This window comes from Chryseobacterium phosphatilyticum (genome assembly GCF_002899825.2).
Taxonomy (GTDB): Bacteria; Bacteroidota; Bacteroidia; order Flavobacteriales; family Weeksellaceae; genus Chryseobacterium; species Chryseobacterium phosphatilyticum.
The window spans coordinates 125,341-137,525 of sequence record NZ_PPED02000003.1; the positions used below are offsets into that span (position 1 = coordinate 125,341).

The following is a 12,185-nucleotide window of genomic DNA, read 5'->3' on the forward strand; positions in this document are numbered from 1 at the left end:
TTTATTCCTCCAGCATGCCTTGCTGTATGGCACGATTAATCAATTCTGTAGAGTTTTTAGTTTGAAACTTTTGTAATAGATTTTTTCGATGGGTATCCACTGTGAGAGGGCTTAAGAAGAGCTCTTCGGCAATTACATTACTTGTTTTTCCCTGAGCTACCATCTGCAGGATTTGCTTTTCTCTTTTGGTTAATCTGGGGATGGGTAAATCATTTTGAGAAGGTGGCCGGCTGATGATATGCTTGGTTTCATTACAGAATACAATATTCCCGGATAGGGCGCCTTTTATACATACTACCAATTCATCTATTGAGGTATTCTTAAGGAGATAACCACTAGCTCCGTTTTGTATAGATTGCATGATAATACTTCTTTCAGAACGATTACTGAACATGATCACAGAAGTATCCGGTGATATTTTTTTTATTTCACGGCAAAGTTCTGTTCCATTGGCATCAGGTAAAGCAATATCTAAAAGAATGATATCAATTTGATGAGATTTCACAAAATTGATAATTTCTGATCCGGAAGTAAAAGTCTCAGAAATATTGAAAAAAGGTTGGCTGTTCAGCATTATTTTCAAACCTTCAATGACAATAGGATGATCATCTACAATGACAATATTTATTTTTTCATTCTCCATTTATATTAAGTTCTATATTAATTGTTGTCCCCTGGTTATCGGAACTTACTTCCATTTTTCCCCGTAGGTAATTGACCCTGTTATTCAGATTTCGAAGCCCCATACTTTTTGTCGTCTTTTCAGCATGTTTATTAAATCCTTTTCCATTATCTTCAATGGTGATCAGAAAATTTTCTTCGGATTGAGAGCATTGCAGAAAGATGTTGTTTGCCTCTGCATGCTTTATGGCATTGGCCAGCAGCTCTTGTACAATCCTGTAGATATTAAGCTGAATATTTAAAGGTAATGTTTTATCAATATCAATGGCCTGAAAATCGATTTCGAGATCCTTTCTGCCGTAAAATTCACACAGGTCATGCAAAGCGGTTTCCAAACCAAAGTTGAGTAATGACTCAGGCATTAAATTACGGGCTACATGACGGAGTTCACTTACAGACATATCCAATTGCCCTAAGATCCTATAGAAATCTTTGTCTTTCTCAGGATTTAAATGATTAGAGGACCAGGTTGATAAGTTGATTTTAACGCCTGCCAACATCCCACCCAGACCATCATGTAAATCTTTTGCAATTCGCTCCCGCTCTCTTTCTTCTCCTTCCAGAATTGCTTTGGTAAGGGTCAGTTGTTCCTTTTGTTTAATATCTTTGATTTTCTGTTGAAGGTTGATCTCTTTCTGTTCAGAAAGATTTTTATTGTTTTTATATAGGATGAATAAGAAAAGTAAAAGACTCAGAAACAATGATAAAATAAGACTTAATACCCATAAATAGGAATTTTTTTTATTCACCTCCATTTGCTTCTGGTTCTTTTCGGCATTCAGGAATGCTATTTTTTTTTCCTTTTCTGATGCATTAAATTTTGTCTCCAGTTTATTGATTTCCAATTTTACATTTTCAGCATTTAAGCTGTCATTTAATGCAGAATATTTCCTCTCCCATACCAATGCCTGGCTGGGGTTTCCCATGGTTTCATTGATCGCAGACAGGTGGCTATAAATTGTTTTTCTGTTATTCAGATCACGGGCAAGGGTTTTTTCCGCTAAAATTTCTTCCAGAAGACTTTTGGCTTCTGTATATTTTTTTAATTTTTTAAAGATGTCATATTTGTGGAAGTAGAACATCTGTATTTGCAGCTTTTGGTTGTTCTTTTTAGCATAAGATAATCCTTTTTCTATCATTTGTAAAGCCTCTTTGTGCTCTTGCTGTCCGATAAAGTATAATGCTCTGTTATAATAATAAAAGGTATTTGAAGACGAGTTGGGGTAGGGACGTATCATTCCTCCTGCCTTGTCTAAAAACTGTTTTCCAGAATTGCATTTTGCCTGATAGCAATAATTGCTGTTGGTATTAAGGTACGCATAGAATAATTCTGTCGAATGAGGAGCATCACTTTCAAGAATGTGAAGTGCTTTTTTATTGTAGATTTCAGCTTTTAAAAACTCAGCGTTGTAGGTAAGCATCAAAGCCAGCTGGGTGTACAAAAAGCCGAGAATTTTACCATCACCATATTTTTCTGCTATTGGAATACTTTTTTCAAGCATGGTTTTAATAAGGAAAGGATAGCCCTCTTTATTTTTTTGAATGATACCATAATGGTACCAGCTTAAGGAAACATATAGGTGAGCTTTTTTATTTTTTAATTTAGATAATGCTTCTATAGCTTTTTGAAATGATTCTGCAGATTTTTCCTTGTTTGTATCCTGATAATATTGTCCTTCGTAATAATAATAAAGTGCTGTTGTAAAATGATCGTTTTTTCCCATATTTCTTCCATCTTCCAGATACTTTTTACTCAAAGCGGGATCTGTATTTTTATAATAATCTGATAAGAGGAAATAAGTATTTGACTGAGAAATCTTGCCTGTTTTATTGGCGATAGAAGATTGCAGGCTATCTATATATTTTTTTTCGTTAAGTGGAAGGAGCCCCTGTGAATGCAGTGAAATATGAAAAAAAATATATATTATAGACAACAGGCGTTTCATGGGGATGATTTTCAGTGTTTATAGTTCATTTTTTTAGTAAACGTGAATATAATTAAAAATTCAGCGATAAAAAATACCTATAAATAAGGATAAAAAGTTAATTTTTTTTCATTTCTATTTTGGTAGATGAATGTAATAAAAAAAGAAAAAGAGAATTAAAATCTTATTTTTTATGTAAATAACGGTTTTTCTGATTGAATGATCTTTGTTTTTATCATTTAAAATGGTCTGCTTATTCTCAGTAGATGGTAAGAAACAAATTGAGTATATTGGTGTAAATTTTAATAAGGAAAATACATGTGGGAAAAAATTATTTTATTCTTGTTCTTAATAGGATCAGGATCACTATTTTCTCAGACCGATAAAGATATTCAGTCCTACAAGGACAAGTTTTTTATTTATCAAAAAATAGGAATTGATAGTGCGTTGTTTTACGTCGACAAAATCTTCACCTCAAGAAATGATAAAGATCTGGTATTTGCGTATACGGCAAAAAGATATTTGTTATCTTTTGCAAGAAAAGATTATAATGACCAAATATATGTTACAAAGATCAATGCTTATTTAAACAAAATACCTGAAACAGAAGAAAATTATACTTTACTATCAAATATTTATAATATTTTAGGTAATACGAATAAAGTTAATCAAAAACCAAATAACGCGTTAAAGGAATTTATAAAGGCAGACTTTTTTGCCCAAAAAAATAATGATACCCGACAACATATAAAGATCAAAGGAAATATAGCCAGTATAAAATTGGATTTGAAGCAGACCGATGAGGCTATTAAAGAAAGTCATGAGGTTCTCAGACTTTTAAAAGAAAATAAAAATCTCTATGAAAACGAACATTTTAATATTATTTATAATATTATGAATTCTAATCTTGGACATTTATATTTGGATAAATACATTTCCGATATTCATAAGAACAAGTCGTTTGCTGATAGTGCTTCGCAGAATTTCTACCAGTTGCTTCGGTCTACAGAGGATAAAAGGCTTATAGCAGGCACTTATTTAAGGTTGGGTACATTGAATAATAAAAAAAAGAATTATTCTAAAGCCACAGAATACTACTCACAAAGTTTAAAGGATTACAAAGTTTTAGAGCTTAAAGATGAGATTCTGAATACTCAATATAATATGAGTGTCAATTATTATGATTCGGAAGAATATGGAAAATCTAAACAGGGGTTTCTTGAATTATCTAAACTGATGGAAAAGAATTCTTTGGTAAATAGTGATTATATATTTGCTCAGGATTATTTATCCAAAATTTATTTAAAAGAAAAAAAAGTAGATTCTGTCAAGTTTTACAGCAATAAATTTTTTGACCTGTATCAAAAGAACTCTGAATTAGAGAAAAAGAATATTGCAGATCTGTACAAGTCAATTAATTCTAAAAATCTCAATGATGAGATTAATAAAAGTTCTTCTCTACTTAGAGGCCGTTTGTTTGTAATCATTGTATTGGTTTTACTGCTGGGAGGCACCCTGATTTATCTTATTAATCAGATTAGGAAAAAAAAGAGAACAGAACAGAGGCTTGATGAAATATTATTGCAGGTAAAAAGCAATACTTTAAATGTAGCAAATCGTGTCAATAAAAACAGTTTCACCATAAGCAATGAGAAAGAAGCTGAAATTATAAATAAACTGCTTGAACTGGAAGGAAAAAAAAATTATCTCAAACCGGAGTATAATCAGGCATATGTCGCAAAAAAACTAGATACTAATACAACTTATCTTTCTCAGATCATTAACAAACACATGAAAAAAACGTTTAGTGAGTACACGAATGAGTTAAGAATTAATTATATCCTTAAAGAATTGTCTGAAAATAAAAAAATAAGAAACTATACTACCCAGGCCTTAGCTGAAATGGTAGGTTATAAAAGTGGAATTTCTTTTGCAAGAACATTTAAAGAAAAAACGGGGGTTACCCCGTTTCAATATATAGAAAAATTAAATAAAGATGTCGAATAATATTTCGGATATTACCAAAATTAATTCGTTTTGTTTAGCCTTGCTCGTTACCCTCAGGACATCGTACCGAACCATCCGGATAAGTAATGGGGTGATCACAATATTCTACTATAGCTCCACCGCTCATACCGGTATTTGTACCGCCACCTTCTTCAAGAATAACGGCTTCTCCTGCTACAATTGTTAATTGTTCTTTTCTTGTTAATCTTCTGAATTTTACATTTTTTTTCATTTCTAATTATTTTTTGTTTCAAATTATATTTTATTCTTAGCTGTTCTACAGGTCTTCTGTTTTACCTATTTAAAAGGAGAGGGTACTCCCGGATTATGCAGGGAGATACAAGTACGTTTGTCCACCGGAGAAAGAATGCTTCCCGGAGGGCATTTTTTTTCAATGGAACCATTACTCATGCCACTGTTAGTACCTCCTCCTTCCGACTGGCCTGCGATAATCTTTGATTGTTCCTTTTTAGATAATTTTTTTAAAGTTGATTTCAGTTTAATTTCAGTCGTATTCATATGTGAACTTTTTAAGATTTACATTTCATCTTTATTTCTGTAATAGTTTTTTTCAAATAAACTTAAAATTAAGATAATACTGTAAAATTAAATAATAATGTTATTGCATAGATTAAATGATAAGGACTTGATTATGAAACGGAGTAACATTATGTAATTTGCTGAAAGTGTGTTTTTTATATCTTGGTTTGAGATTGCTTTTTTATAAAAAGTTCTATGTCTTTTTATGAAAAATTTATTGATACGGTTTTTTTTTGATTGGGATTAAGCAAAATTTGTATCGTTAAAAAGCACAAAGATTTCTAAATAACCTAAAAAAAAAGCTATGAAAAAAATAATAATAATGAGTTTTGCTTTATCAGTATTTAGCATCTCAACAATGAATGCACAGAGTCTTTTTGATAAAATAGATAATCTGGTAAGTAAAATAGATAAAGCCAGTAATACAGTAGATAATGCTGCTAATAAGGCGGATAAAGCATCCAAAACAGGAGGGAAACTGGGGTCATTATTTGGCAAAAAGAATAAAAATAAAAAGAATGATGAAAAAGTTTCTGAAGGCAACAATAACACATCAGAAGGTAATAACAAGACCATTATAAAAATATCAAATATTGATTTTACCAATCTTAAAAAACTCAATGGCATCGTTGCAGAATCAAAAGGTGTTACTGATACGGACATGAAGTTTAATACAGCCTCATCAAGTATTACCGTTTTCCATTCAGGAAATACAGAAGATTTATTAAGTAATATTCAATCCAGAGCCCAAAATATATATACGGATAAAAATATATCAGGAATTGATGAGGGAATGATTGAAATTAAGATAAAATAATAGTCATTTAACCTAAGTTCAGGTTGATAAAGTTAAGTATTAAGATATTTTTCAGGTAGTATTAAATATTCTTTGAATCAAGCTTTTTACAATTTTAAAACTAAAATTTGTATTAGAAATAGAGATGATTCCGGATTTTGATCATGCTGATAGAAACCTTATGCCAGTGAACAAAACAAAGCAACAGCTAGTAGTAATAAACTTTTAAATCTTTAATTATGAAAAAAAAATATCTGTTTTTTTGCATTTTAAGCATTCTTTTCAGCGGATCAATGAATGCACAACCTACAATCACAAATGCAGACATTATTAATGGTACTTTTCAGTTTACCAATGTTAGTTTTAATCAAGGAGCTTATTCTCCTGGTAATGCGGGTGCTAATGTAACCTGGGACTTTTCTAATATACAGGGAACTGCAGCTGGGACGAAAATACTCTATGGAGACTGCTCTTCAGCTGTTCCTGAATGTTCATCATTTCCAACAGCTAATAAGTATAGTGTAAGTTTTGATAGTAATGGAAATCAAAATAATGAAAAAAATTTGTTTAAGGTTAACAGTATCCAGCTTGAAATGTTGGGGGTAAGAAATATAGCTACTAACTATACACTTACCTATACAGATACCCCTATCGAGTTGAAATTTCCTACTACTTATCTGCAGTCTTTTAACGATACCTCTTCGTACACAGTAAATGGGGTAACTACCAATACCAGTAGTGTAATTACAGCAGATGGATATGGTACTGTGAAAACTCCTGCGGGTACCTATGCTAATGTTTTAAGAGTAAAAAAGGAAAGTACTGTAAATATAAGTATGAGCGGGGCTCCTGTCTCAACAACACAAATTACGACTTATGCATGGTATAAAAATAGCAGAGAGCAAATTGCCGTATTTGGTGTAAGCAATTTGATATCACCTACACCGTCTGCAATACCTTCATTTTTTCAATATACAAACAATAGCAGTACTTTGGGAACTCAGGATGTAGTTATACCTTGGTCATCTATCATGTATCCTAATCCGAGCAGGGATGGAAAAATCTGGATAGATACGAAGCATGATACAATCAAAATGCTATATATTTATGATCGGGCAGGAAGGCAGGTTTTTGAGCAGGCCGGAAATCAGATTTCAATGGAGAAAGGAATATACTTGCTCAACCTTCATTTTTTGCCAGATGATCATTATATCTTAAAGATAGAGACTGAGAAAGGGGAGAATACCAACAAGATACAATTGAGTCGGTGAGACAAGTGTAAAAATGTGTAAAGATGATATTTTTACAGATAGACTATTATCAAAAGAGGCGATTCATGGTTGAATCGCCTCCCTGTATTTATATTACTTTTACAATAAAGTAACTTTTCTTCCCTTTCTGAAGCAATAAAAACTTGCCGTCAATAAGATCAGTTTCGTTTGCTGTAAATGTATCGTTTACTTTTTGTTTGTTAATAGAAATCGAATTTCCTTTGATTTCTCTCTGTGCCTCACTTTTTGATTTTAAGAATCCTGACTTTTCAGAAAGAAGATCAACAATATTGATTCCTAATACATCAGATTTTGCAATTTCTTTTTGAGGAACACCATCGAAAACTTCAAGGAAAGTTTCTTCATCAAGGCTTACAAGATCTTCAGCAGTTGAACGTCCGAAAAGAATTTCAGAAGCTTTCAGTGCTTTTTCATATTCTTCTTTTCCATGTACCCAAACCGTTACTTCTTCCGCAAGCTTCTTCTGAAGTTTTCTTTCATGGGGAGCTGTTTTGTGCTCTTCAATTAAAGTTTCAATTTCTTCTCTCCCTAAGAAAGTATAGAATTTGATGAATCTTTCCGCATCATCATCCGTTGCATTCAACCAGAACTGGTAGAATTTGTACGGAGATGTTTTCTTTTTATCCAGCCAATAGTTTTCTCCACTTTCAGACTTTCCAAATTTAGAACCGTCTGCTTTTGTAATCAATGGAACAGTAAGTGCAAATGCTTCTCCCTGAGCCTTTCTACGAATTAATTCTGTACCTGTTGTGATATTTCCCCACTGGTCAGAACCACCCATCTGAAGCTTAACATTATTGTTCTGATATAAATGAAGGAAATCATATCCCTGAATTAACTGGTAGGTAAACTCTGTAAAGCTCATTCCATCCGCACCACCATCTCCCGAGAATCTCTTCTTTACAGAATCCTTAGCCATCATGTAGTTGACAGTGATATTCTTTCCAATGTTTTTCGCAAAATCAAGGAAAGAAATATTCTTCATCCAATCGTAGTTATTGACCAATTCAGCTTTATTAGGTTCATTACCATCAAAATTTAAAAATTTTGAAAGCTGGTTTTTCAAACAATCAACATAGTGTAAAAGGGTTTCTTCATCCAGAAGATTTCTTTCTGCAGATTTCCCCGAAGGATCTCCAATCATCCCTGTAGCACCTCCTACCAAAGCAATGGGTTTGTGCCCATGTTGCTGAAAGTGAGCCAGTATTTTTATCTGTATAAGACTTCCGATATGTAAAGAATCGGCAGTTGGGTCAAAACCAATATATGCAGTAGTTACCTCTTTATTCAGTTGTTCATCGGTTCCAGGCATCATATCGGCAAAAAGACCACGCCATTTAAGTTCTTCTATAAAGGAATTCATTGATTTTTACTTTAAAATTTTATCGTGCAAAGATAGTAAATTCGGAGGGAAGAGAAAAAGATCAAAAAGGTAAAATTCTACAACGGGAAACGGGCAGTTTTCATTGGAAATGTACAAGTTTTTCAGACCTGGATTTTCCTGCTTTTTCCCTTTATTTTAATTTGCCTTTTCGTCTCAAATACTCTATATTTGTTAATAATGAACGACGAACAGCTATTCCTGCTCATCCAGAAGGCCAAGGATAAAGACCAGAAGGCCCAGACTAAACTCATCAATGTTTTTTGGGTGGATGTTTTTTCATTTGTGATGAAGAAAGTAAGGGATGAAAATGATGCAGATGAAATCACGGTGAATGTTTTTTCTAAAGTCCTGTCGAAACTTGACATGTTTGATCCACATTTTCAGTTTAAAACCTGGATTCTTACAATTGCCCAAAATACAGTAATCGATTTCTGGAGAAAGAAGAACCGGGAGAACGAAGATGCTGTTGAAAATCTGGATGAAGTAAAAAATCAGTATGCAAAGTCTCCTGAAGAACTGATGATTTCTGATGAAGAGCAAAAGAAAATCATTAAAACCATAGAATCTTTGGACGCCAACTATCAGGATATTATCAAACTGAGATTTTTTGAAGAAAAAAGCATCAAAGAAATTGCAGAAGAACTTGGAATTTCCGTGGCCAATACAAAAGTAAGGGTAATGCGCGCCAAAAAGGTGCTTGCTGAATTATTGAAAAATAATGAATTCGACGATGAATAAATATCAAAAATTAATCTTTACAACATAAATTGCCACAAACACACGAATGATTTATCTTCTGTATTTGTGGCAAGAAAAGTGTTTATAGATACACCTTTTCTTTAGTTTTTGGAAGTGTAATTTCTATATGATCTTTTTGTCGTCTGTTTTGAAGATTTAGTTTTAATCCTTTTTTGATATAAGTTTCTTTAGTAGACGGACCGTATTCTTTGGTATTCTCAACATCTTTTTTGAAATTAAGCTGTCCGGTAGAAAGATTGAAATCCACTTCAGTTGAATATTCTTCGGGTTTTCCATATTCCGAAAAATATCCTATCAATTCAAAATGTCCGTTCTGGAAACGGTATTTATCGGTGTTTCCCCATCTCCAGCTGCTGCCACCAGCCTGAGTAATCATTAAAATGCCTTTTTCAATAGTGGTATTCTGATATGGGTCTCCCATCATACCACCTGCTTCGCTCTCAAGAACAGCATTTCTTGATTTTTCAAGAATTGTCCATTTACCATTAATTTTCTTCAGAATCTGGATTTCACGAATGTCGCCGGATTCATCTTTATCTTTTGTATTATAAATAATTACTTTTTCAGGAATTTGATCTCCGTCAAGGTCACCATCTGCAGTTTCAATAATCGTAGATCCTGCAGGTTGAAATTCTTTTTGTGCGAAGCATAAAGTACTTCCAGTAACTAATAAAACGAAAAGCATCTTTTTCATGGATAAAATTTTGTGGCCGAAATTTACAACGAAATTTTGAATTATCATTTTCATCAATAGTTCCGGTTGATGGTTTCCATTAAAAAATCCTTAACTTTGAACTTCAATTTTAGAAATGGAAAATTCAGTTCAAGACACTACCGTTCAAAAACCAAAGTGGATCCGAGTAAAACTTCCTACCGGAAAAAACTACCGGGAACTTAGAACTTTGGTTGATAAATATAAATTAAACACAATTTGCCAGAGCGGAAGCTGCCCGAACATGGGAGAATGTTGGGGTGAAGGTACAGCTACTTTCATGATTTTGGGAAACATCTGTACCAGAAGCTGTGGATTTTGTGGAGTGAAGACAGGAAAACCTCTGGATGTAAACTGGGATGAGCCTGAAAAAGTGGCTCGTTCGATCAAATTGATGAAGATTAAACATGCGGTTCTTACCTCTGTAGACCGTGATGATCTGAAAGATATGGGATCTATCCTTTGGGGAGAAACTGTAAATGCTGTGAGAAGAATTTCTCCGGGAACTACTATGGAAACATTGATTCCCGACTTTCAGGGAATTACAAAACATCTTGACCGATTAGTAGAGGTTGCTCCTGAAGTGATTTCTCACAACATGGAAACTGTAAAACGTTTGACAAGAGAAGTAAGAATTCAGGCTAAGTATGAAAGAAGTCTTGAAGTTCTGAGATATTTAAAGGAAGCAGGACAAAGAAGAACGAAAACGGGTGTAATGCTTGGCTTAGGAGAAACCAGAGATGAGGTTTTTCAAACGATTGAAGATATCAGAAATGCGAATGTGGATGTTATTACCATGGGACAATATCTTCAGCCAACCAAAAAACATCTTCCTGTGAAGAAATTCATTACTCCTGAAGAATTTGATGAGTTTGGTGATTTTGCAAGAAGCTTAGGGTTCAGACATGTTGAAAGTTCTCCTCTTGTAAGAAGTTCTTACCATGCAGAAAAACATATTCACTAAAAAATACAAACCGTTCATTATTGAACGTTTTTTTAACAATACGAGCGGGCTTTAGCCCGCTCTGATCATATCAAAATTCATCTGGCTTTAGCCAAAGCCTACTGCTGGCCAACAAAATTATCTGAAATGTGGGATTAAAACTCTTTATGACAAGATGATTCCCGTGTAATCACTCCAATCCTTCCATTAATTTCAATGGCTTTAAAGTGCTTCTTCTTAAACTCAGAAGGCGTTTCGCCAGTGTGTTGCTTGAATAATTTATTGAAATAAGAAAGACTTTCAAACCCCACCTGAAAACAAACTTCCGTTACAGAATAATCTTTCAGCAAAAATACCTTCGCCTGATTGATCCTGTAATTATTGACGAAATCTGTAAAGGTCATATTCGTCTGTTTTTTAAAATAACGACAGAAAGCAGGTGTGCTGAGGCTTACAATCTCTGCAATCTCATTCACATTCGGCTTTTTATCATGATTTTCATGAATATAATCGTAGATCGTTCCCATTCTGATTTTATCATTCAAAAACCATTTGATCCTCGTGTCTTCCTTATTGAGTTCTTTTACTTCAGTTGAGTCGGCCAGAATTTGTAGTATTTCAATCAGGCCCATCAGTGATTCAAAAGAGTTTTTATCTTTCATCAGCTGAAGTTTCTCCACCACAATTTTTTTGGTTTCTCCGGAAAATGACAAAGCAAGATAAGATCTTTCCAAAAGGTTTTTAATATTTTCAAACTCCGGAACAGGCAAAATAATATCCTGAAGAAAATTCTCACGCATTTGCAATACCAACTGATTGCATTCTGTCTGGATACCATAATCAAAATTGAGATGTGGGACATTAGCCCCAATCAACAACAAATCACTGTCTGTAAACCCCGAAATATTTTTACCGACATGTCGGATTCCATTCATTGCTTCTACATACACCAGCTCTATTTCCGGGTGATAATGCCAGAAAAAACAATTTTTAAAACCAGGAGAAAATAGCTTAAATGATTTTCCTTTTTCAAACTCAATAATTTCTTTCTGGATCTTCATTTTGTTCTGTTTTGATTGTTTGTGAATTTAAAATTACATAAAAAGGTTAATATGGAGCAAATTTTTATCATTTTAAAAGAAGTGA

General features: G+C 33.3%; 12 protein-coding genes. 5 read left to right on the top strand and 7 right to left on the bottom strand.

The features are described from left to right. Window position 1: 1 nt before the first annotated feature. Window positions 2–643 (bottom strand): response regulator, encoded by a 642-nt coding sequence (locus C1631_RS12630; protein WP_103248732.1) that lies wholly within the window; start codon window positions 641–643, stop codon window positions 2–4. Beyond that, window positions 633–2,627: a sensor histidine kinase gene (locus tag C1631_RS12635; RefSeq protein WP_109712502.1), complete on the bottom strand. Its 1,995-nt coding sequence runs from the start codon at window positions 2,625–2,627 to the stop codon at window positions 633–635. Before C1631_RS12635 ends, C1631_RS12630 begins: the two co-directional genes overlap by 11 nt. A 297-nt stretch (window positions 2,628–2,924) precedes the next feature. Between C1631_RS12635 and C1631_RS12640 the strand changes: the two genes are divergently transcribed. Beyond that, window positions 2,925–4,613 (top strand): helix-turn-helix domain-containing protein, encoded by a 1,689-nt coding sequence (locus C1631_RS12640; protein WP_109712504.1) that lies wholly within the window; start codon window positions 2,925–2,927, stop codon window positions 4,611–4,613. Between the two features lie 34 nt (window positions 4,614–4,647). Here the strand turns inward: C1631_RS12640 and C1631_RS12645 are convergent, their stop codons facing one another. Together C1631_RS12645 and C1631_RS12650 are read right to left on the bottom strand one after the other, a co-directional pair. Further along, on the bottom strand, window positions 4,648–4,845 hold the full coding sequence (locus C1631_RS12645; protein ID WP_103249008.1) for a hypothetical protein: 198 nt from the start codon (window positions 4,843–4,845) through the stop codon (window positions 4,648–4,650). A 65-nt stretch (window positions 4,846–4,910) separates the two neighbouring features. Continuing rightward, on the bottom strand, window positions 4,911–5,132 hold the full coding sequence (locus C1631_RS12650) for a hypothetical protein (protein ID WP_103249009.1): 222 nt from the start codon (window positions 5,130–5,132) through the stop codon (window positions 4,911–4,913). A 325-nt stretch (window positions 5,133–5,457) separates the two neighbouring features. Here C1631_RS12650 and C1631_RS12655 point away from each other — a divergent pair, with 325 nt between their 5' ends. Both C1631_RS12655 and C1631_RS12660 read left to right on the top strand, forming a co-directional pair. Further along, a complete protein-coding gene (locus C1631_RS12655; RefSeq protein ID WP_123966671.1) occupies window positions 5,458–5,970 on the top strand; it encodes a hypothetical protein in 513 nt (170 codons plus the stop codon). Window positions 5,971–6,188: 218 nt separating this feature from the next. Then, window positions 6,189–7,220, top strand: a complete 1,032-nt coding sequence (locus tag C1631_RS12660; protein WP_109712506.1) for a T9SS type A sorting domain-containing protein — start codon at window positions 6,189–6,191, stop codon at window positions 7,218–7,220. An 88-nt stretch (window positions 7,221–7,308) separates the two neighbouring features. On the opposite strand, the gene tyrS is transcribed toward C1631_RS12660, so the two are convergent. After that, complete coding sequence (tyrS, locus tag C1631_RS12665) at window positions 7,309–8,604, bottom strand: tyrosine--tRNA ligase (protein ID WP_109712508.1); 1,296 nt, start codon at window positions 8,602–8,604, stop codon at window positions 7,309–7,311. A gap of 198 nt (window positions 8,605–8,802) precedes the next feature. On the opposite strand from tyrS, the gene C1631_RS12670 reads away from it, so the two are divergent. After that, complete coding sequence (locus tag C1631_RS12670) at window positions 8,803–9,363, top strand: RNA polymerase sigma factor (protein ID WP_109712510.1); 561 nt, start codon at window positions 8,803–8,805, stop codon at window positions 9,361–9,363. 82 nt (window positions 9,364–9,445) lie between these two features. Here the strand turns inward: C1631_RS12670 and C1631_RS12675 are convergent, their stop codons facing one another. Beyond that, window positions 9,446–10,078 (bottom strand): hypothetical protein, encoded by a 633-nt coding sequence (locus C1631_RS12675; RefSeq protein WP_109713304.1) that lies wholly within the window; start codon window positions 10,076–10,078, stop codon window positions 9,446–9,448. Window positions 10,079–10,193: 115 nt separating this feature from the next. Between C1631_RS12675 and lipA the strand changes: the two genes are divergently transcribed. Beyond that, the gene (gene lipA, locus C1631_RS12680; RefSeq protein ID WP_109712512.1) at window positions 10,194–11,060 is read left to right on the top strand and encodes a lipoyl synthase; all 867 of its coding nucleotides are present in this window, start codon (window positions 10,194–10,196) and stop codon (window positions 11,058–11,060) included. A 134-nt stretch (window positions 11,061–11,194) separates the two neighbouring features. Here lipA and C1631_RS12685 read toward each other — a convergent pair whose 3' ends face one another. Continuing rightward, entirely contained in the window at window positions 11,195–12,100 is a 906-nt protein-coding gene (locus C1631_RS12685) for an AraC family transcriptional regulator (RefSeq protein ID WP_109712514.1), read from the bottom strand. Window positions 12,101–12,185: the final 85 nt, after the last annotated feature.

Excerpts from the sequence above, each read along its gene's own strand:
- C1631_RS12630 (WP_103248732.1), bottom strand. The coding sequence starts at position 643 with ATGGAGAATGAAAAAATAAATATTGTCATTGTAGATGATCATCCTATT.
- C1631_RS12635 (WP_109712502.1), bottom strand. The coding sequence starts at position 2,627 with ATGAAACGCCTGTTGTCTATAATATATATTTTTTTTCATATTTCACTG.
- C1631_RS12640 (WP_109712504.1), top strand. The coding sequence starts at position 2,925 with ATGTGGGAAAAAATTATTTTATTCTTGTTCTTAATAGGATCAGGATCA.
- C1631_RS12645 (WP_103249008.1), bottom strand. The coding sequence starts at position 4,845 with ATGAAAAAAAATGTAAAATTCAGAAGATTAACAAGAAAAGAACAATTA.
- C1631_RS12650 (WP_103249009.1), bottom strand. The coding sequence starts at position 5,132 with ATGAATACGACTGAAATTAAACTGAAATCAACTTTAAAAAAATTATCT.
- C1631_RS12655 (WP_123966671.1), top strand. The coding sequence starts at position 5,458 with ATGAAAAAAATAATAATAATGAGTTTTGCTTTATCAGTATTTAGCATC.
- C1631_RS12660 (WP_109712506.1), top strand. The coding sequence starts at position 6,189 with ATGAAAAAAAAATATCTGTTTTTTTGCATTTTAAGCATTCTTTTCAGC.
- tyrS (WP_109712508.1), bottom strand. The coding sequence starts at position 8,604 with ATGAATTCCTTTATAGAAGAACTTAAATGGCGTGGTCTTTTTGCCGAT.
- C1631_RS12670 (WP_109712510.1), top strand. The coding sequence starts at position 8,803 with ATGAACGACGAACAGCTATTCCTGCTCATCCAGAAGGCCAAGGATAAA.
- C1631_RS12675 (WP_109713304.1), bottom strand. The coding sequence starts at position 10,078 with ATGAAAAAGATGCTTTTCGTTTTATTAGTTACTGGAAGTACTTTATGC.
- lipA (WP_109712512.1), top strand. The coding sequence starts at position 10,194 with ATGGAAAATTCAGTTCAAGACACTACCGTTCAAAAACCAAAGTGGATC.
- C1631_RS12685 (WP_109712514.1), bottom strand. The coding sequence starts at position 12,100 with ATGAAGATCCAGAAAGAAATTATTGAGTTTGAAAAAGGAAAATCATTT.